Genomic DNA, 18,231 nt, shown 5'->3' on the forward strand with positions numbered 1-18,231 from the left:
CGACGCGCCGGAAGCGACCACCCCGATTACCGAATTCCCTTGTGACAGGCGATGTCCGGATCAGCGGGCGGACCCGTGCAGGGCGATCTTGCCGTTGCGTCCCGGCGTTTCCGAGGCGACGGCCGCGTCACCGGCCTTGTCGAGGGGGAACTCACCGTCGAGTTCCAGGCGCAGTGTGCCGTCGGCGGCCAGCCCGACCAGTTCGGTGATGAGCCGCAGGTAATCGGCGCGGTCGATCTCGGCGCTGCGCTGCTGACCCCAGAAACCCTTCACCACAGCCTGTTTGAAGATCACCGCACCGGTGTCGATGACCATCGGCTTGCCCGACAGCGCGCCGAAGGAGATGAGTTCACCGCGCGGGGCGAGCAGCGACATCAGCGTGGCCGCGGCCGGACCGCTGACCTGGTCGACGGCCCGCACGATCGGTTCGCCGCCGGTCACCTCGGTCACCCGGTCGGCCCATCCTTCGCTCTCGGTGTCGAGGACCGGGCCGTAGCCGAGGTCCTCGAGTGCCCGCACCGAACCGGGTCCGCGCACCAGGCTCAGCACCCGCACTCCGCGCTGCTTCGCGAACAGGTTGACCTGCCGGCCGACGGCGCCGTTGGCGGCGTTCACCACGATCCACTGGCCGGGTTGCACGGCGAGGTCGTCGAGCAGCATCAGCGCGCTCAACGGCATGGCCAGCAACTGACAGGCGGTCTCGTCGGGCACCGTCGGCGGCATGGGAACCACCTGGTCGGCGCGCGCGACGAAGTAATCGGCCCACGCGGCCCGCGCCCCGGCCACCGCGACCCGCTGCCCGACCTGCACCCGATCGGCCCCCGGGCCCACCGCGTCGACGACGCCGACGGCCTCGGTGCCCGGAATCGCGGGCAGGGGCGGTTTGTAGCCGTATACCCCGCGCACGATCGCGAGGTCGTGGTTGTGGATGGGTGAGAGCGTCATCGACAGCCGCACCTCACCCGGTCCCGGTTCGGGCACGGGCACGGTCTGCGCCGCGAGTACGTCCTTCGGCTCCCCGAATCGTTCGATCACCACTGCCTGCATGTCCGCCTCCGAAGCTGGTTGCGAGTCGTGCACGATGCGCCCATTCTTCCACCGCCCCGCACTTCCCCGGTCTCCGCACGTTCTGGTCGCGCGTCTCGCGTACTCGGCGCAGAGGCCGACGGCAGCCGACCTCGGACCACTCAGCGCAGGATGCGAGGCTGTGCCGATCGGCCCGTATGCGACATTTTCGCCATCGCTCCGCGCACAGTTCGCCCGTGTCAATACGCCGCAAGGGTGACCGATACCCCCTGCGGTAGCTCCACCGAATCGGTCCTTCGGGGGACGACCGACGAGACACTCCGGCCTACTCTCGGTCCATGACAGCCGGAACCCCTTCCCCAGCGGCATCTTCCGGCCGCCGCATCGGCGAGGTCGACATCCTGCGCGGATTCGCCCTGTTCGGCATTCTGATCACCAATGTGATCATCGCGACCACCCTGTGGTCCGCGGTCGGCACCCGCGAGGACCCGCGTTCACTGTTCGACGGCACCGCCGACCAGCTGGTCCGCGCGGGCGTCGACGCGCTGTTCACCGGGCGTTTCTACCTGCTGTTCGCGTTCCTGTTCGGATACTCGTTCACCCTGCAGATCGCGGCGGCCCAGCGGGCCGGGGCGCCACCGGTGCGGCGGCTGCTGCGGCGGTGCGCGGCGCTGATGGGAATCGGCCTGCTGCACGTGTACTTCCTGTGGGTCGGCGACATCCTCACCCTGTACGCGGCGCTGTGCCTGCTGCTGATCGCCCTGCGCAAACTCTCGGCCCGCACCGCCGTCATCACCGCGATCGTGCTGTATTCGCTGTGGTCGGTCTTCGCCTTCCTACCCGGGAGCGGCACGGGCACGCTCGGCCTCGGCCTGTTCTTGGACCTGCCGAAGATGTCGGCGGACTTCACCGGCAGCTTCGCCGACACCTTCGCCGCCCAGACCTCCGTCGCCCCGGTATTCGCGATCCTCATCTGGATAGGCCAGGGCGTGCCGAGCCTGGCGATGTTCCTGCTCGGCATGGTGGCGGGTAAACGCAATCTGTTCGAGGACGCCGCGACCATCGCGCGCTGGTCGCCCCGGGTGCTGTGGATCGGGTTCGGGCTCGGGCTCCCGATCTCGGCCATGACCTTCGCCCAGCTGATGGGCTGGTGGCATCCGCCGGTTCTCGTCCACGGATTCCAGTACCTCATCGCGCCCGCCATGACTTTCGCCTATGTCGCGCTGGTCCTGCGGCTGGCGGGCTCGCCGCGCACCGGCCGGTATCTCGCCGCGCTCGCGCCCGCCGGGCGGATGGCGGCTACCAACTACATCGGTCAGTCGGTGGTGCTGATGGTGGTCTACACCGGGTACGGTTTCGCCCTCGCCGATACCGTCGCGCCGCCGGTGGTCGTGCTCGTCGCGTTGGTCACCTTCGCCGCCCAGCTCGCGCTCAGTGCCTGGTGGTTGCGTCACCATCCCTACGGCCCGGTGGAATGGGTGTTGCGCGCCGCCACCTATTTGACAGTGCCCGCCTGGAGGAAGCCGAAAGCGGCTGCGGCGCAGCCTGTTCGATGACCTAGCCGGACCGGTCGGCGCGCGCGGCGAAACCGTCGCAGAGCGCGTCGAGACCGAGGTAGAGCAGATCCTGCGAGGTCAGCTCGCTCACGCCCGCGCCCTCCAGGTCCGCCAAGGCGGGCGGCACCGGGAACTGTGGCGTGCCTTCCAGCAGATCGCGCAGACCGTTGGGGTCGTCGGTCGCGGTGCGCTTGTCGGCGAGCAGGGCGCCACCGACCACCGGCAGGCTCGCGCCCGAGATGTAGTTCCACACCGTGAACGCCATGGTCGTGGCCTCGCGCGCCGACACCTCCAGCTCGCGCAGGCCCGCCACCAGCCACGCCAGGCTCGCCAGCCCCTGGGGGCCGAAGCTGTAGCGGGGGACCGCGAAGGTCAGCAGCACCCACGGATGCTGCTGGTAGAGCTGCCAATCGATCTCGGCGGCGATGCGCACCCGGTCGCGCCAGGTCCAGTTCTGCCCGGTGGGGTCGGGATAGGGGTGCCGGGCTGCGATCTCGTCGGTCATGGCCGCGATCAGTTCGTCCTTGCTGTCCACGTGCCGATACAGCGACATGGTCCCCACCGCGAGCCGATCGGCGATGCGCCGCATCGACACCGCGTCGAGGCCGTCGGCGTCGGCGAGGTCGATCGCGGCGTCGACGATCGCCGCCCTGGTGAGCTTGGCCTCAGTCATCCCATGACTCACTTTCGTCATCCGGTCTTAATGCGTACACTGTACCGGTGCCTCGCGTACGCCGTACGCATACCCTGGGAAGGAACTCGGAATGACGAAGCTGGAACCGGCGGTGCCCACCGCAGTCGCCGGTGGACGCCGCGCATGGCTCGGATTGGGCGTGCTGCTGCTGCCGGTGCTGCTGGTGTCGATGGACATCTCGGTGCTGTTCCTCGCCATGCCGACCCTGACGACCGACCTCGACCCCACTGCCTCCCAGCAGCTGTGGATTCTCGACATCTACGGGTTCATGCTGGCCGGCCTGCTCATCACGATGGGCAATCTCGGTGACCGGATCGGCAGGCGCAATATCCTGCTCGCCGGCGCGGCCGTGTTCGGTGTGGCATCGGTGCTCGCCGCGTTCGCGCCGAGCGCCCCGATCCTCATCGCCGCGCGCGTGCTGATGGGTATCGGCGGTGCGACCCTGCTGCCGTCGAGCCTGGCGCTGATCTCCACGCTCTTCCCCGACGCCCGTAGGCGCGCCACCGCCATCGGCATCTGGACGGCGTTCTTCGCGGGCGGTTCGGCCGTCGGCCCGATCATCGGCGGCCTGCTGCTGCACCACTTCTGGTGGGGTTCGGTGTTCCTCATCAATATCCCGGTGCTCGCGATCCTGCTGCTGTTCGGGCCGTTCCTGCTGCCCGAGCACCGCTCCACGACCCTCGGCCCGATCGATCTGCCGAGCGTGGCGTTGTCGATCGGTGGCATCCTGCCGGTGGTCTACGGCATCAAGCACATCGCCGCCGACGGGTTCGATCTCGTCTCGCTGGTGATCGCGGGAATCGGCGCGGTGATGCTCGTGCTGTTCGTGCGCAGGCAGCGGCATCTCAGCGAACCGCTGCTCGATCTGTCGCTGTTCACCCGGCCGCTGTTCCGGGTCGCGATCGGCGCCAGCATGGCCGGCATGATGTCGCTGGCCGCGATGAGCTACCTGACCAGCGTGTATCTGCAGTCGGTCACCGGGCGTGACCCGTTGCAGGCCGCGCTGCTCGGCATTCCGATGGCGGTGGCCGTGTTCGTCTGCTCGATGAGCGGGGCGAATCTCGGGTTGCGGATCGGCGTGCGGGCCGCGTTCACCCTGGCGCTCGTCGCGTCGGCGGTGGGCAATCTGATGCTGCTCGGCGTCGGTGTCGACGGCGGGTTGGCCTGGTACGTGGCCGGTTCGGTGATCGCCGGTGTCGGATACGGCATCTCCTTCACCCTGGTGTCGGATGTGGCGGTGTCGGCGGTGCCCGCCGAGCGTGCGGGTTCGGCGGTCGGAATCTCGGAGACCAGCTTCGAACTCGGCAACGCGCTCGGGCTCGCGCTGCTCGGTTCGCTGGCGGCGCTGGTGTTCCGCTCCGGCGGCGACTTCGACGAAACGCTGGGGGAGACCCTCGCACACTCCGGTGGCAATGCGGGCCTGGCCCACGCCGCTCGCGAATCGTTCGTCAGCGGCATGCATGTCGCCACCACGTGCGGCGCGTTGCTGCTGCTGGCGATGGCCGCGCTCGCCTGGCGGTCGGCGCGATCGACTCGCTGACGACAGGTAGCGGCGGTCGGCGCTGACGACCGGCTGACACGACCGGTCGCGGCGTGTTCGCATGGCGGTCGGCACGCTGATACGACCGGTGGTGGCGCACCATGGGAGCGCTGCCACGGGAATCCACCGCGCTCGCTGTGAGGACTACCACCCGGTGCTCGGTCGGAGTCGGCTCGCCGCGCGTCCTGGAGGCGGCTTTGCATAGGATCGTCGGATGCGAAACGAGGGTGCGACGGGCCTGGCGACATTGCTCGCCCTCGCCGATTCGCGCCTGCCCATCGGCGGGCACGTGCATTCCGGCGGCGTGGAAGAGGCTGTGGCCTCGGGACTGTTGCGCGACGCCGCGAGTGTCGAGCTCTACCTGCGCCGCCGCATCGCCACCACCGGACTGGTGACGGCGTCACTGGCCGCCGCGGTGTGCGCGGGCACGCTCGCCCCCGACCGTGCCGACCTCGAAACCGATGCTCGCACGCCATCTCCCGCCGCGCGCGCCGCGTCTCGCGCCCAGGGTCGCGGCCTTCTCAGACTCGCCAAACAACTCTGGCCGAACCCGGTCGAAGCACGCTCGTCCGGCCGCCCGGCGATGGTCGGCGACGACTCGCGGTCGGCGCACCACAGCGATCCGACCGATCTGCCCGACACCGGCACGCTGGGGAGCGGAGACAGCTTCGGGGGGCGCCCCGGCGAGAGGGCCTCTTCGAATTGGGCGGCGGTCGGCCCCCGCCCGCACCTGCCGACCGTGTTCGGCATGGTCGGGCTGGCCTGCGGTGCCGATCCCCGGGAACTGGCGGGCGTCGTCGTCTACACCACCCTCACCGGTGCCGCGACAGCCGCCCAGCGCCTCCTCGCCCTCGACCCCGCCGCCATCGCGGCGAGCACGCTGCGCCTGGCATCCCTGTGCGACCGGGTCGCCGCCGAGGCCGCCACGGGGTTGGCCGCGCTGTCGGACCCGTTGCAGGACGCGCTCGCCGAACGTCACCTCCATCGCGACATGCCACTGTTCGCGTCCTGACCCCGAGATGAAGGAGTTCCCATGCCGCCGCACCTGATCGATGGTGAACCGCACGATCACAGCCACGATCGGCCCAAGCGTGACCGGGTTCCCGGTGAGGCGCTGCGCGTCGGCATCGGCGGCCCGGTCGGCTCGGGCAAGACCGCGCTGGTCGCGGCGCTGTGCAGGCAGCTGCGCGACGAGCTCTCGCTCGCGGTGCTCACCAACGACATCTACACCACCGAGGACGCCGACTTCCTGCGCCGCCACGCGGTGCTGCCCGACGAGCGGATCACCGCCGTGCAGACCGGCGGCTGCCCGCACACCGCCATCCGCGACGACATCACCGCCAACCTCGACGCCATCGACGACCTGGTCGCGGCCAACCCGCCGCTGGACCTGATCCTCGTCGAATCCGGCGGCGACAACCTCACCGCCACCTTCTCCTCCGGCCTGATCGACGTGCAGATCTTCGTGATCGACGTGGCGGGTGGCGACAAGGTGCCGCGCAAGGGCGGCCCCGGTGTCACCTTCTCCGACCTGCTGGTGGTGAACAAGACCGACCTCGCCCCGCTGGTCGGCGCCGACCTCGGCGTGATGGAGCGTGACGCCGCGAAGGTGCGCGAGGGCAGGCCGACCGCCCTGATCTCGCTCACCGAGGACCCCGCCGCCACCCCCGTGCTCGCCTGGGTTCGTGAACAATTGCGCGTGGTCGCCGAGCAGGACGCGGCCGCCGGCGTTGCGCACTGAGCTGAGCATCGTCGCCGCGCCGGGCCGCCTGCCGCGCATCGATGCGGTCGGCGGCCTGGCCGGGCGACACACCGGCGCCGACACCGTGCACCTGATCGGCACCGCCGCCACCCCGCTCGGCGGGGACGAACTCGACATCCGCGTGGTGGTGCTTCCCGGCGCGCGACTGGTTGTCCGCTCGGTGGCGGCGACGATCGCCCTGCCGAGCACCACGACTCCGGTGTCCTCGGCGCGCTGGCACTTCGAGGTCGGTGCGGAGGCGGAGCTGGACTTCGACCCGGAGCCGACAATCGTCGCGGGCGGGGCACATCATCACGCGGTGACCACCGTCGTGCTCGGCGTCGGAGCGCGGTTGCGGTTGCGGGAACGGATCCAGCTGGGCCGCAGCGGGGAGGACGGCGGCGGCTGGCGCGGTGATCTGATCGCCGACGTGGGGGAGCTGCCGCTGCTACGGCACCGGCTGGAACTCGGGGCGGGCACGTCTGCCGACGACCGGCTGAGCGCCGCGCGAGCGCTCGACAGCGAATTGCGCTATCCCGACGATCGACCCGCCTGGTCGGGTGGCCTGGACGCGGTCCGGCTGCCGCTGGCCGCGGGCGGCTCTCTGGCGACCCGCACGAGTGCGCGCCTGCACGCACCGGTTGCGGTCGGTTGACCGATAAGTGGTGGGAGCCGGACGTATCCGACTCCCACCACCGGCACACCGACGATCAGGCGATGGCCGACTCGCTGGCCTCGGCCTCGACCGTCTCGGGCGCGTCCTCGCCGTCGACGGCGTCGGGCGACATTCCGCGCGGCGGTGCGAGGAAACCGTTCGTCGCACCGACCACGGCGCCCACGCCGGCACCGACGATCGTGGCGGGCACCGACACCGCCATGTATCCGGCCACCCCGCCCAGGATCGGGCCCGCGACCAGGCCGACCGGGAAGAAGACGAGCCCGGTGACGAGCCCGGCCACCGCGCCGACCGTGCTGCCCATCATCGCGGCCGGAATCGCCACCGTCGACCCGACTGCGGCACCGCGCGCGGCGGTGCCGAGGGTCTCCTGGGCGATCCGGTCGGAGCGACTGCGCTCGAGCCCGATCGAGTCGAGGAACGTCGCGAGGTTCGCCTCGGTGTTGGCCGAGGCGTCGTTGATCTGGATCGACGTCTCCACCGGAACGAAGTCGGGTACCGGAACCTGCTGGTCACCGAAGCGGAACTGGCCCGGCGGCGGCAGGATCGGCGGAACCGGCGCCACCGCGGTCGGCAGGTGCAGTGGGCCGACCGGAGACAGGTAGTCGGTCTCCGGCCCCGTGCGTGCCCACGGCAGCGAGCTGCGGGTGTTCGCAGGCTTCGGCGCGGTCACGTAGGGGGTGGCATTGGGCGCGGCCGCGTCGTACTCCGGTGCGATCGGCTGCTGTTCGGGCTGCGTCACCGCCGCCTGCGCGGGATCGGCATTCGCGGTGCCCGTGCCGATCAGGGCCATGACAAGGGGTACCGCTCCCGCCGCGACGACCGAACCGACCTTCTGTCGCTGCGGGCTCGGCGCCCTGTGTTTCCCCGTCGCCATAGATCACCTTTCATCCGGGGGATTTGGTCACACATATGACCTCCGACATTCGGACCGGTGCCGTGGGCGGATGGGTCCGAAACGTCGGCAGCCCGCAATATCGGTGTGCCGGAAGGTAACTGGAGACGAAAAAAGCCGGATGGTTCGAGGGAACCATCCGGCTTTCGGGCAGGTGTACTACCCGGACTTGCGCTCGTCGATCTGTTTGCGCCCCGACGGCGGGGCACCGAGGTGGGCGGCGAGTTCGTCGGCTTCGGAGACGTCGGAGTTGACCTCCTCGATCGCCAGGCGCGCGAACACCCACTGCTCGGTCGCCGCCATCTGACCGCGGTTGCGGCCGAGGAAGGACACGAACCAGCCGATCACGGTGACGATCCGGCTGCGGTAGCCGACCAGGTAGTACAGGTGCAGGGCCAGCCAAGCGAGCCACGCGAGGAACCCGCTGAACTCGAGCTTGCCGATCTGGCAGACCGCGTCGAAACGCGAGATGGTCGCCATCGAGCCCTTGTTGAAGTACTTGAACGGCTTGCGTTCGGCCGGGGTCTGCCCCTTCAGCCCGGCCTTGATGGCCTTGGCCGCGTAGGTGGAACCCTGGATCGCGCCCTGGGCCTGACCGGGTACACCCGGCACCGACATCAGGTCGCCGACCACGAAGACGTTCGGATGACCCTTGACCGTCAGGTCGGGCTCGACGATGACGCGACCGGCCCGGTCCACCTCGGTGCCGTCGGAACGCTCGGCGATCATCTTGCCCAGCGGGCTGGCCTGCACGCCCGCCGACCACACCTTGCACATCGCCTCGATGCGGCGGGTGCTGCCGTCCTTGTCCTTGACGACGACACCGTGCGCGTCGACATCGGTCACCATGGCGTTGAGCTGGATCTCCACGCCCATCTTCTCGAGCCGCTTGGCGGCCTTGGCTCCCAGCTTCGGACCCATCGGGCCCAGCACCGCGCCCGCGCCCTCGAGCAGGATGACGCGCGCGTCACGCGGGTCGATGGTGCGGAATGTGCCGTCGAGGGTGCGGTCGGCGAGTTCGGCGATCTGCCCGGCCAGCTCGACACCCGTCGGGCCCGCGCCGACGACGATGAAGGTGAGCAGCCGGTCGCGTTCCTCCTGGGTTTCGGCCAGCTCGGCCTGCTCGAAGGCGCCGAGGATGCGGGCACGCAATTCCAGGGCGTCGTCGATGGTCTTCATGCCGGGCGCGTAGGTGGCGAAGTGGTCGTTACCGAAGTAGGACTGCTGCGCGCCGGTGGCGACGATGAGGCTGTCGTAGGGGGTGACGGTATCGCGGTTGAGTAAGCGCGAGGTGACCGTCTGGTTCTCCAGGTCGACGTCGACGACGTCGCCCATCAGCACCTGCGCGTTCTTCTGCTTGCGCAGCACGAGCCGGGTGGCCGGGGCGATCTCGCCCGTCGACAGGATGCCCGTCGCCACCTGGTACAGCAGTGGCTGGAACAGGTGGGTCGACGTCTTGGAGATCAGCGTGACATCGACATCGGCCCTGCGTAGGTGCCGGGTGCCGAACAACCCGCCGAACCCGGATCCGATCACCACCACGCGGTGCCGCTGGTTCCCGACAGACTGAGTGCTCATCGTCCTGACTCCTCGGCTGACTGGGGTGATTACAGAACCGACCTTACGGGACGTGCCGCCTCAGCGACCCGCAAGGAGCAGCTGGGCGACCTTGGTGTCGGTCTCGGCGCCCTCGGTGTAGCCGCCGTCGGCGCCGAGCGCGTTCATGATGGCCAGGGTATAGCGCTCGCCCTCGCCCGCGACGCCGACCGAGTTGACCACCCAGCCGTCGGCCTCGGCCGACCAGCCGTTCTTCAGGCCGGGACGCATCGCCGCACCGGCCCCCCACACACCCCAGTGCTGGTTGGAGTCGACCGAGCGCATCCGGTCGAGCAGGTAGGCCAGGTCGTCGGGGTGCATGGTGTCGAGGATGGTGTTCATCAGTCGGTCCAGGTCGGCGGCGGTGCACTTCTGGAACGACCAGTCCGGGAACAGTGCGGTGTTGGTCGGCTGCGGGATCAGGCTGACCATGCCGTACGCGCGGAAGGCATTGTTGTAGGCCATCCGGTCGAAGCCGATGTACTTGTGCCACAGCACATCCGTCGCCTGGTCGTTGGACGTGGCGAGCATCGCCTCGATATTGCCCCGGTCCTCCGGCGACAGCGCGATGGCGCCGACGCGGGCCCGGTTGAGCAGGTCGGCGGCGATGGCCAGCTTGATCGTCGAGGCGGTCCACACCTGGTTCTCGGCGTGTTCGTTGGCGTAGATGCCGCCGGTGACGCGGTCGCGCAGCACGTAGCCGACGACGCCGGGGCGGCCGGCCAGGTAGCTGTTCACGCGCGCGATCCGCGAACTCATGTCGCAGTCGAATCCGGACAGGCACGCCTGGGTCAGGACCGGCGCGGCCTGCGCGGTGGCGGTGAGTACGGGGACGCCCGGGGTGAGGGCGGCCGCGGCGGCGAGGAGACAAGCTGTTGCTGCGACCCGGGAAACGACGCGGGTGGCGGGGGAACGGTCACGCACGAGGCACCACACTGGCACATCGGCGGCCCGGGCGCACCCTTCGCTGCCGAATCGTCACAAATCGGCCTTGTGGCACAGCGGGATTGCGATCAGTGATGCGCGGCGTGCGGGGTGGCGATGGGGCAGCCGTTGAGCCGGTGGCAGTGCTCGAACGCCTCGCCGTGGCGATCGAGGGGCCAGGTGTGCAGCACCTGGTCGGGGCCGTAGCGCCGGGAATTGATGAGTTCCCAGCGGGCGCCTGCGCGGCGGACGACGAATCCGCCGTCGGGAACCAGGGCAATCACCTGCGCGATCATGAACCGAACCCGCCTTTCGTACTGCGGCCGAACCGTCCCACCCGAGCCAGCAGAGTCCCACGCCCCGGTTTCGTCCCGCCGCAGGCGTGGCCGGTAACGCGTTGCAGTGTGGTCTATTTCACTAGCTCTTGCCGGGGGTGCGGGCGGGGTCGCATGATTGCGGGTCGGTCGCTGGGCGTATAAACGACGGATGCCGTTGCACCTCCATCGCGCCGAACGCGCCGACGCGCTGGCCGACGGTCTCGGGCAGGTGCTCGCGGTTGCGCCCGGTGATCCTTTCGCCACCGAGGTGGTCGCCGTTCCCGCGAAAGGTGTCGAGCGCTGGCTGGCGCAACGGTTGTCCGGTGTGCTCGGCGTGGGCGGCGCAGGCGACGGGGTAGCCGCCAACATCTCCTTCCCCTCACCTGCCGCGCTGGTCGCCGACGTGCTGGCCGCCGCGAACGGGATCACCGCCGAGGACGACCCGTGGTCCGGGCAGCGGGTGGTGTGGTCGGTGCTGCGGGTGATCGACGAGGTGGCCGCCGAACCGTGGGCGGCGGTGCTGGCCCGCCATCTCGGGCTGCCCGGCGGCGATCACCGGCTCGGCAGGCGCTATTCGACCGCCGCCCACCTGGCCGCCCTGTTCGACTCCTACGCCGCCCAGCGCCCGCGCGTGCTGCTCGACTGGGCCGCGGGTATCGACGGCGACGGTGCGGGTGGCCCGGTGCCCGACGACCTGGCGTGGCAGCCGAAGCTGTGGCGCACGCTGCGCACGGCCATCGGCTCCCCGAGCCCCGCCGAACGCCTCGCCGACGCCTGCGCCCGGCTGCGCACCGACCCCGCGTCCGTCGACCTGCCCGAGCGCCTGTCGCTGTTCGGCCTCACCCGGTTGCCCGTCGACCAGCTCGCCGTCTTCGCCGCCCTCGCCGCCCATCGCGATGTGCACCTGTGGCTGGCACACCCGAGTCCGGTGCTGTGGACGGCACTCGCCGATGCTGCCGGGCGTGGTGGCGCCGGGGACGCATCGTCGCCGCGGTCCGGTACGGCTTCGCCGAGCACAGCTGCGGCTGCGCGGTTCGATCTCGAGTCTCCCGGTGGTCCACCGATCGGGGAGAGCCCGGATCCGGTCGCCGATCGGGGTGGGTCGGCGCGGGCGAATCCAGCTGGGGTTCAGCGCTTCTGGGCGGCGCCCCGGTCTGCCGATCGGACCGCGGATCGCGTTTCGCACCCCTTGCTCGCCGGCCTCGGCCGCGATGTCCGGGAACTGGAGCAGCGGCTGAAACCGTTGCTGGACAGCGATAGTCATCTCCCGGCGCGACTCGATTCGACGACCCTGCTCGGCCGGGTGCAGTGCGCGATCCGCGACGACCGCGCCCCGGAGGCGGGGGCGGTGCCGGACGGCAGCATCGAGGTGCACGCCTGTCACGGTGCGGCCCGGCAGGTGGAGGTGCTGCGGGATCTGTTGTTGCGCACGTTCACCGCCGATCCGACGCTGGAACCGCGCGACGTGCTCATCATGTGCCCCGACGTGGAGGCCTATGCCCCGCTGGTTCGGGCGGCCTTCGGGCAGCGCGGGTCGGGCACCGGGGATCAGCCGGTCGCCGGTGAGCATCCGGCCCATCAGTTGCGGGTGCGGTTGGCGGACCGGGGCCGGGCGGTGACCAACCCGATGCTCGCGGTGGTGATCGATCTGCTCGAACTGGCCGACGGGCGCGTCACCGTGACGCAGGTCCTCGACCTGGCCGCCGCCGAAAGCGTGCGCCGCCGTTGCGGTTTCGACGACGACGACATCGAACGACTGCGTGGCTGGGCCGCCGAGTCCGGTGCGCGCTGGGGTATCGGGCAGCGCCAGCGGGAGGCGTTCGGCCTGGCCGATTTCGCCCAGAACACCCTCAACGCCGCCGTGGACCGCATCCTGCTCGGCGTCACCGCCGACGAGTCCGGCGACGACTGGCTCGACCTTGCCCTGCCCCTCGACGACGTCGACTCCAACGACGTCGACCTCGCTGGGCGCTTCGCCGAGTTCGTCGACCGGGTCGCGGTCTGCCTGCGCGACCTGCGCGGTCCCCGGCCCGCCGCCCAGTGGACGGCGGTGCTGCTGCGCGCGCTCGAGCTGCTCACCGATGTGCCGGACTCCTACGCCTGGATCCGGGCCGAAGCGCGCCGCGAGATCGTCGCCGCCACCGAGCACGCGGGTGACGCGCCGCTGCGGCTGGCCGATGTCGCGGTGCTGCTGACCTCCCGGCTCGCGGGCGCACCCGGCCGCGCCAACTTCCGCACCGGTGAACTCACGGTGTGCTCGCTGGTCCCCATGCGATCGGTGCCGCACCGGGTGGTGGTGCTGCTCGGCCTCGACGACGACATCTTCCCGCGTACCGGCAGCGTCGACGGCGACGACCTGCTGGCCCGCGACCCGCTGATCGGTGAACGCGACGCCCGCAGCGAGGACCGGCAACTGCTGCTCGACGCGATCATGGCCGCCACCGAACAGCTGCTGGTGCTGCACACCGGCGCCGACCCGGTCACCGGTGCACCCCGCCCGCCCGCTGTCCCGGTGGCCGAACTGCTCGACGTGCTCGCCACCCACGTGGGCTCGGCCGCGATGTCCGACGTGCACATCCGGCACCCGCTCCAGGCCTTCGACCGGCGCAATTTCGCACCGGAGCGCCCACGCAGCTTCGACACCGTCGCGCTCGCGGGCGCCCGGGCCGCCGCGCGTCCGTCCCGCCCGCGCCCACCGCTGCTCGCCGAACCACTCCCGCCCGCCCCGCCCGCGGACGTGGCACTGGCCGAACTGATCGCGTATGCCGAACACCCGGTGCGCGCGTTCCTGTGGCAGCGCCTCGGCCTGCGGGTCCCCGAGGAATCCGAGGACATCGCCGACCAGTTGCCCATCGAACTCGACGGCCTGGCCAAATGGGACCTGGGGGAGCGGATGCTCACCGCCCGCCTCACCGGCGCCGACCCGGCGGGCCTGCGCGCGGCCGAGTGGCGACGGGGGACGTTGCCGCCCTTCGGTTTCGGCACCCGCGTGCTCGACGAGGTGGAGGGCACGGTCGACACCATCGTGCGCACCGCGCTGCCCGACTACGAGGCGAGTCCGCGAGCTGTGGACATCGCCGTCGACCTGGGCAACGGTCGCACCCTCGCCGGTACCGTCCCCGAAGTTCGTGGCGAAACCCTCGTCCGCACCACGTATTCCCGCCTGGCCCCCAAACACCGTCTGGCAGCGTGGGTTTCGCTGCTCGCGCTGGCCGCCACCGAGGACCGGTCGTGGCGGGCGATCAGTACCGGTCGCGGCCAGTTCCGCAGCCGCCCGGTCGCCCGGTCGATCATCACCGCACCCGAGCCACCTGCGGCACTGTCGATCCTGCGCGACCTGGTCCGTCTGCGTGACGAGGGCCTGTGCGAACCCTTGCCCGTCGCGCCCACCGCCACCGCTGCCTACGCCGAACGTCGCTTCCGTGGCGACAGCGTCGCCGATGCCCTGCTCGCCGCCGAACATGCCTTCGACGGCGGTCCCAACGGCCCGGACAAATTCGGTGACCACACCGACCGCTACCTGCGCTACATCTGGGGCCGCGCACCACGTTTCGAGCAGCTGATCGCCGAACCCGCCCGCCCCGGCGAGCCGGAGACCACCCGCTTCGGCGCCATCGCCCGTCGCTGGTGGGGCCCGTTGCTCGCCGCCGAAAGTCAGGGGCAACCATGAAGACATCGCTGCCCGTGGGGGTGCTGTGGGCGACCGCGGCGGGTTGGGAGCGGTCAGTTGGTCCGACCGTCCGACTTGGTGGGCGGCTACCGGTCACCGCGATGTGGGCCGGTCGCCTCCGTCGCGCTGCGGTGGCCCCTCGGGCATCGGTGGCGCTGTCATCCGCAGGGTCGAAGCGGTGACCGGGATGATGTCGGCCCCGCCGACCGAGGCATTCGATGCGGCTGGTCCACTGCCGCAGGGCACCACCGTGCTCGAGGCGAGCGCGGGCACCGGCAAAACCCATGCGATCGTCGGGCTGGCGGTGCGGTACGTGGCCGAGCAGGGGATCTCGATCACCGAACTGCTGCTGGTGACGTTCAGTCGCGCCGCCACCCAGGAACTGCGCGAACGCACCAGGGACCGGTTCGTCACCGTCGCCACCGCATTGGCCGAACCCGCTGCGGCACAGGCGCATCCGGACGAACTCGTGCGCGCCCTCGCCGCCGCCGATCCGGCGACGGTGCGGCTGCGCCGCCGCAGGCTGCTCACCGCTCTCGCCGATTTCGACGCGGGCACCATCGCCACCACCCACTCGTTCTGCCAGCGCATGCTCGACGAACTCGGCCTGGCGGGCGAACACGACCCCGGCGCGCGGCTGGTCGAATCGGTCGACGACCTCGTCGCCACCGTCACCGACGACCTGTACCTGGCCCGCTACGCCCGCGACCGCGCGCCCTTCACCCTGCGCGACGCGCACATCCTCGCGCTGGCCGCCGTCCACGACCGGCACGCCGAACTAGCGCCACGCACCGAAGGCGCCGCGGGCGAACGGGTGGCGTTCGCGACCGCGGTGCGCGCCGAAACCGACCGCCGCAAACGCCGTGCGGGGCTGCGTGACTTCGACGATCTGCTCGTGCTGCTGCACGACGTACTCGCCGACCCGGTGCACGGTCGGGCGGCCTGTGCCCGCATCCGCGAGCGCTACCGGGTGGCGCTCGTCGACGAATTCCAGGACACCGACCCGCTGCAGTGGGACATCCTGCGCCGCGCCTTCCACGAACACGCGACCATGGTGCTGGTCGGCGACCCGAAACAGGCCATCTACGCCTTCCGCGGCGCGGAGGTGCTCAGCTACCTCGACGCGGTGGCGCACGCCCGGCAGCGCAGCGAACTCACCCGCAACTGGCGCAGCGACGCCGGACTGCTGCGCGCGATCGATCACCTCTGTGGCGGCGCGGAACTCGGTCATCCGGAGATCAGCGTGTACCCGGTCGCCGCGACCCGCGCCGACACCCGGCTGCACGGCGACCCGGAAATCGTCACCCCGCTGCGGCTGCGGGTACTGCCGCGCACCGGTGCCGGGCCGCGGAACAAGTCGGGATTCCCGTCGGTCGGCAGGCAGCGCGCGAAGGTAGCCGCCGATCTCGCCGCCGACATCGTCACGCTGCTCGAATCCGGCACAAGCATCGAGGCCAAATCCGGACGCGGCGCGGCTTATTCGCTCACCGAGGTCGGCGACGGCCGGGTGCGCAGGCCGATCGGGCCCGGCGACATCGCGGTCCTGGTGCGCACCCGCACTCAGATCGACGTGGTGCGCGCCGCCCTGGACCGGGTCGGTGTGGCCTCGGTACTCGCCGGTGGCACAAGTGTTTTCGCGACCCCGGCCGCCACCGACTGGCTGTGGGTGCTGCGCGCGCTCGAGCAACCCCATCGCGGTGACCGGGTGCGGTTGGCGGCCTGCACACCGATCCTCGGCGTCACGCTCGCCGAGATCGATGCCGGTGGTGCCGATCTCGTCGGACGGATCTCCACACAGCTGCGTGAGGCGGCCCGCCTGTTCGCCCGCGCCGGATTCGCCGCCGTCTTCGACAAACTCGCGACCGAAACCGAACTCGCCCCCCGACTGCTCGCCGTCGACAACGGCGAGCGCGAACTCACCGACCTGCGCCACCTGGCCGGCCTCCTCGACGAAGTTGCCCACACCGAAGGGCTCGGTCTGACCGCCCTCACCCGCTGGCTGGCCGACCGGGTCCGCGACCCGGAGGCGGGATCGGTGAGCGGGCGCAGCCGTCGCCTCGACCGCGACGCCGCCGCCGTGCAGATCGCCACGGTGCACGCCAGCAAGGGACTCGAATTCCCCATCGTGTACCTGCCTTTCGCGTGGGACAGTGCCAAGAACCCCTACCCGGCGACCTTGCTGTTCCACGACGACAACGGCACCCGGGTGCTCGACATCGGCGGCAAGGACGCCCCCGGTTACGGCGAACGCCAATTGCGCTGCGAGGCCGAGGAATCCGGCGAAGAGCTGCGGCTGCTGTACGTGGCGGCGACCAGGGCGATGTGCCAGGTGGTCACCTGGTGGGCGCCCGCCGTCACCACGGGTGCCGCGCCACTGCACCGGATGATCCTCGGTCGCCGTCCCGGCGCGTCGCAGGTACCTCGGCGCGCCGAGATTCCCGCCGACGCGGCAGCCCTGCAACGCCTTTCGGAATGGGCCGCCCCGGCCGCCGACGTGATCTCGGTGACGGCGGTCGACCGCCCCGAGAACGTGGCCCCGCGACGAGTACGCGCCGAACTACCCACCGGTGAGTTGGCAGCCGCCGAATTCGACCGGCCCCTCGACCAGCTGTGGCGACGCACCTCCTACTCGGCCCTCACCGCGGGCGCGCACGACCTGGCCTCGGTCAACGACAGCGAACCCGAGGACGGTCCCGGTCCCGACGACGAACCGGATACCCCGCCGCTCGACGTGCCGACGGTGGTCGCGGCGCCGCCGTCGCTGATGAACGCCCTGCCCTACGGTGCCGAATTCGGCACCCTCGTGCACGGCGTGCTCGAAACGGTCGACACCTCCGTCACCGACCTCGCCGCCGAGGTACGCGCACGGTGTGCCGAAGCGGTCGAGCACACCATGGCCGAACTCGATGTCGACCTGCTGTCGGAGGCGTTGTTCCAAGTCCTCTGCACACCGACCGATTTCGGCTCGCTGGCCCGGATCCCGACCAGGGACCGGCTCAACGAGCTGGAGTTCGAACTACCACTCGGCGGCGGTGACGACCCGCGCGGCCGGGCCGCCACCCTGCGCGATATCGCCGCCCTGCTGCGCACCCACCTTCCCCCGGACGACGACCTGGCAGGCTATGCCGATCACCTCGCCGCCCTGCCCGAGACGGTGCTGCGCGGTTACCTCACCGGCAGCATCGACGCGGTGCTGCGGGTACCCGGCGACGGTGATCTCCGGTACGTGATCGTCGACTACAAAACCAACCGGCTCGGCACCGGCGACCTCACTGTCGAGCACTACCGTCGCGAACACATGCTCGCGGAGATGATTCGCTCCCACTACCCGTTGCAGGCACTGCTGTATGCCGTCGCACTGCACCGCTATCTGCGGTGGCGCTTGCCGAACTACGACCCGGCCCGCCACCTCGGCGGCGCCCGCTACCTGTTCGTCCGAGGGATGATCGGCGCCGACACCCCACCCGGCCACGGCGTCTTCGACTGGTACCCACCCGCCGAACTCGTTGTGGCACTGTCGGACCTGCTCGCCGGGGAGGGACGTCGATGACCGGTGCAACTGTTTGCACCGGGTGCGTCCGGTCGACCGACGCCCG

The 18,231-nt window shown here is 70.6% G+C and carries 13 protein-coding genes; 7 read left to right on the forward strand and 6 right to left on the reverse strand.

The genetic code is table 11. The annotated features are described in order from the left end of the window. Window positions 1–60: 60 nt before the first annotated feature. Entirely contained in the window at window positions 61–1,047 is a 987-nt protein-coding gene (locus ACWEVR_RS05520; protein WP_452465953.1) for a zinc-binding dehydrogenase, read from the reverse strand. Window positions 1,048–1,364: 317 nt separating this feature from the next. Between ACWEVR_RS05520 and ACWEVR_RS05525 the strand changes: the two genes are divergently transcribed. Next, complete coding sequence (locus ACWEVR_RS05525; protein WP_452465954.1) at window positions 1,365–2,582, forward strand: DUF418 domain-containing protein; 1,218 nt, start codon at window positions 1,365–1,367, stop codon at window positions 2,580–2,582. Between the two features lies 1 nt (window position 2,583). On the opposite strand, the gene ACWEVR_RS05530 is transcribed toward ACWEVR_RS05525, so the two are convergent. Next, complete coding sequence (locus tag ACWEVR_RS05530; RefSeq protein ID WP_452465955.1) at window positions 2,584–3,255, reverse strand: TetR/AcrR family transcriptional regulator; 672 nt, start codon at window positions 3,253–3,255, stop codon at window positions 2,584–2,586. Between the two features lie 91 nt (window positions 3,256–3,346). On the opposite strand from ACWEVR_RS05530, the gene ACWEVR_RS05535 reads away from it, so the two are divergent. The 4 genes from ACWEVR_RS05535 (at window position 3,347) to ACWEVR_RS05550 (ending at window position 7,212) form a co-directional block, all read left to right on the forward strand. Then, entirely contained in the window at window positions 3,347–4,816 is a 1,470-nt protein-coding gene (locus ACWEVR_RS05535) for an MFS transporter (protein ID WP_452465956.1), read from the forward strand. A gap of 214 nt (window positions 4,817–5,030) precedes the next feature. Next, the gene (locus tag ACWEVR_RS05540) at window positions 5,031–5,828 is read left to right on the forward strand and encodes an urease accessory protein UreF (RefSeq protein WP_452465957.1); all 798 of its coding nucleotides are present in this window, start codon (window positions 5,031–5,033) and stop codon (window positions 5,826–5,828) included. 21 nt (window positions 5,829–5,849) lie between these two features. Continuing rightward, entirely contained in the window at window positions 5,850–6,557 is a 708-nt protein-coding gene (gene ureG, locus ACWEVR_RS05545) for an urease accessory protein UreG (protein WP_067635885.1), read from the forward strand. Beyond that, window positions 6,547–7,212, forward strand: coding sequence for an urease accessory protein UreD (locus tag ACWEVR_RS05550; protein WP_452465958.1), 666 nt, complete (start codon window positions 6,547–6,549; stop codon window positions 7,210–7,212). Before ureG ends, ACWEVR_RS05550 begins: the two co-directional genes overlap by 11 nt. Window positions 7,213–7,267: 55 nt before the next feature. Here the strand turns inward: ACWEVR_RS05550 and ACWEVR_RS05555 are convergent, their stop codons facing one another. The 4 genes from ACWEVR_RS05555 to ACWEVR_RS05570 all read right to left on the reverse strand — a co-directional run bounded on the left by ACWEVR_RS05555 (window position 7,268) and on the right by ACWEVR_RS05570 (window position 10,944). Beyond that, entirely contained in the window at window positions 7,268–8,110 is an 843-nt protein-coding gene (locus ACWEVR_RS05555; RefSeq protein ID WP_452465959.1) for a hypothetical protein, read from the reverse strand. A 177-nt stretch (window positions 8,111–8,287) separates the two neighbouring features. Then, a complete protein-coding gene (locus tag ACWEVR_RS05560; protein ID WP_452465960.1) occupies window positions 8,288–9,706 on the reverse strand; it encodes an NAD(P)/FAD-dependent oxidoreductase in 1,419 nt (472 codons plus the stop codon). Between the two features lie 60 nt (window positions 9,707–9,766). Continuing rightward, window positions 9,767–10,660, reverse strand: a complete 894-nt coding sequence (locus ACWEVR_RS05565; RefSeq protein ID WP_084456367.1) for a serine hydrolase — start codon at window positions 10,658–10,660, stop codon at window positions 9,767–9,769. Between the two features lie 77 nt (window positions 10,661–10,737). Next, window positions 10,738–10,944 (reverse strand): hypothetical protein, encoded by a 207-nt coding sequence (locus ACWEVR_RS05570; protein WP_067491955.1) that lies wholly within the window; start codon window positions 10,942–10,944, stop codon window positions 10,738–10,740. A 190-nt stretch (window positions 10,945–11,134) separates the two neighbouring features. Between ACWEVR_RS05570 and recC the strand changes: the two genes are divergently transcribed. Both recC and ACWEVR_RS05580 read left to right on the forward strand, forming a co-directional pair. Then, a complete protein-coding gene (gene recC, locus ACWEVR_RS05575; RefSeq protein ID WP_452465961.1) occupies window positions 11,135–14,635 on the forward strand; it encodes an exodeoxyribonuclease V subunit gamma in 3,501 nt (1,166 codons plus the stop codon). A gap of 187 nt (window positions 14,636–14,822) precedes the next feature. Then, the gene (locus ACWEVR_RS05580) at window positions 14,823–18,185 is read left to right on the forward strand and encodes a UvrD-helicase domain-containing protein (protein ID WP_452466160.1); all 3,363 of its coding nucleotides are present in this window, start codon (window positions 14,823–14,825) and stop codon (window positions 18,183–18,185) included. Window positions 18,186–18,231 lie beyond the last annotated feature (46 nt).

This window comes from Nocardia sp. NPDC003979 (genome assembly GCF_053605015.1).

What these genes read in the sequence shown, in the direction of transcription:
- ACWEVR_RS05520 (WP_452465953.1), bottom strand. Translation starts at nt 1,047, where the DNA reads ATGCAGGCAGTGGTGATCGAACGATTCGGGGAGCCGAAGGACGTACTC.
- ACWEVR_RS05525 (WP_452465954.1), top strand. Translation starts at nt 1,365, where the DNA reads ATGACAGCCGGAACCCCTTCCCCAGCGGCATCTTCCGGCCGCCGCATC.
- ACWEVR_RS05530 (WP_452465955.1), bottom strand. Translation starts at nt 3,255, where the DNA reads ATGACTGAGGCCAAGCTCACCAGGGCGGCGATCGTCGACGCCGCGATC.
- ACWEVR_RS05535 (WP_452465956.1), top strand. Translation starts at nt 3,347, where the DNA reads ATGACGAAGCTGGAACCGGCGGTGCCCACCGCAGTCGCCGGTGGACGC.
- ACWEVR_RS05540 (WP_452465957.1), top strand. Translation starts at nt 5,031, where the DNA reads ATGCGAAACGAGGGTGCGACGGGCCTGGCGACATTGCTCGCCCTCGCC.
- ureG (WP_067635885.1), top strand. Translation starts at nt 5,850, where the DNA reads ATGCCGCCGCACCTGATCGATGGTGAACCGCACGATCACAGCCACGAT.
- ACWEVR_RS05555 (WP_452465959.1), bottom strand. Translation starts at nt 8,110, where the DNA reads ATGGCGACGGGGAAACACAGGGCGCCGAGCCCGCAGCGACAGAAGGTC.
- ACWEVR_RS05560 (WP_452465960.1), bottom strand. Translation starts at nt 9,706, where the DNA reads ATGAGCACTCAGTCTGTCGGGAACCAGCGGCACCGCGTGGTGGTGATC.
- ACWEVR_RS05570 (WP_067491955.1), bottom strand. Translation starts at nt 10,944, where the DNA reads ATGATCGCGCAGGTGATTGCCCTGGTTCCCGACGGCGGATTCGTCGTC.
- recC (WP_452465961.1), top strand. Translation starts at nt 11,135, where the DNA reads ATGCCGTTGCACCTCCATCGCGCCGAACGCGCCGACGCGCTGGCCGAC.
- ACWEVR_RS05580 (WP_452466160.1), top strand. Translation starts at nt 14,823, where the DNA reads ATGATGTCGGCCCCGCCGACCGAGGCATTCGATGCGGCTGGTCCACTG.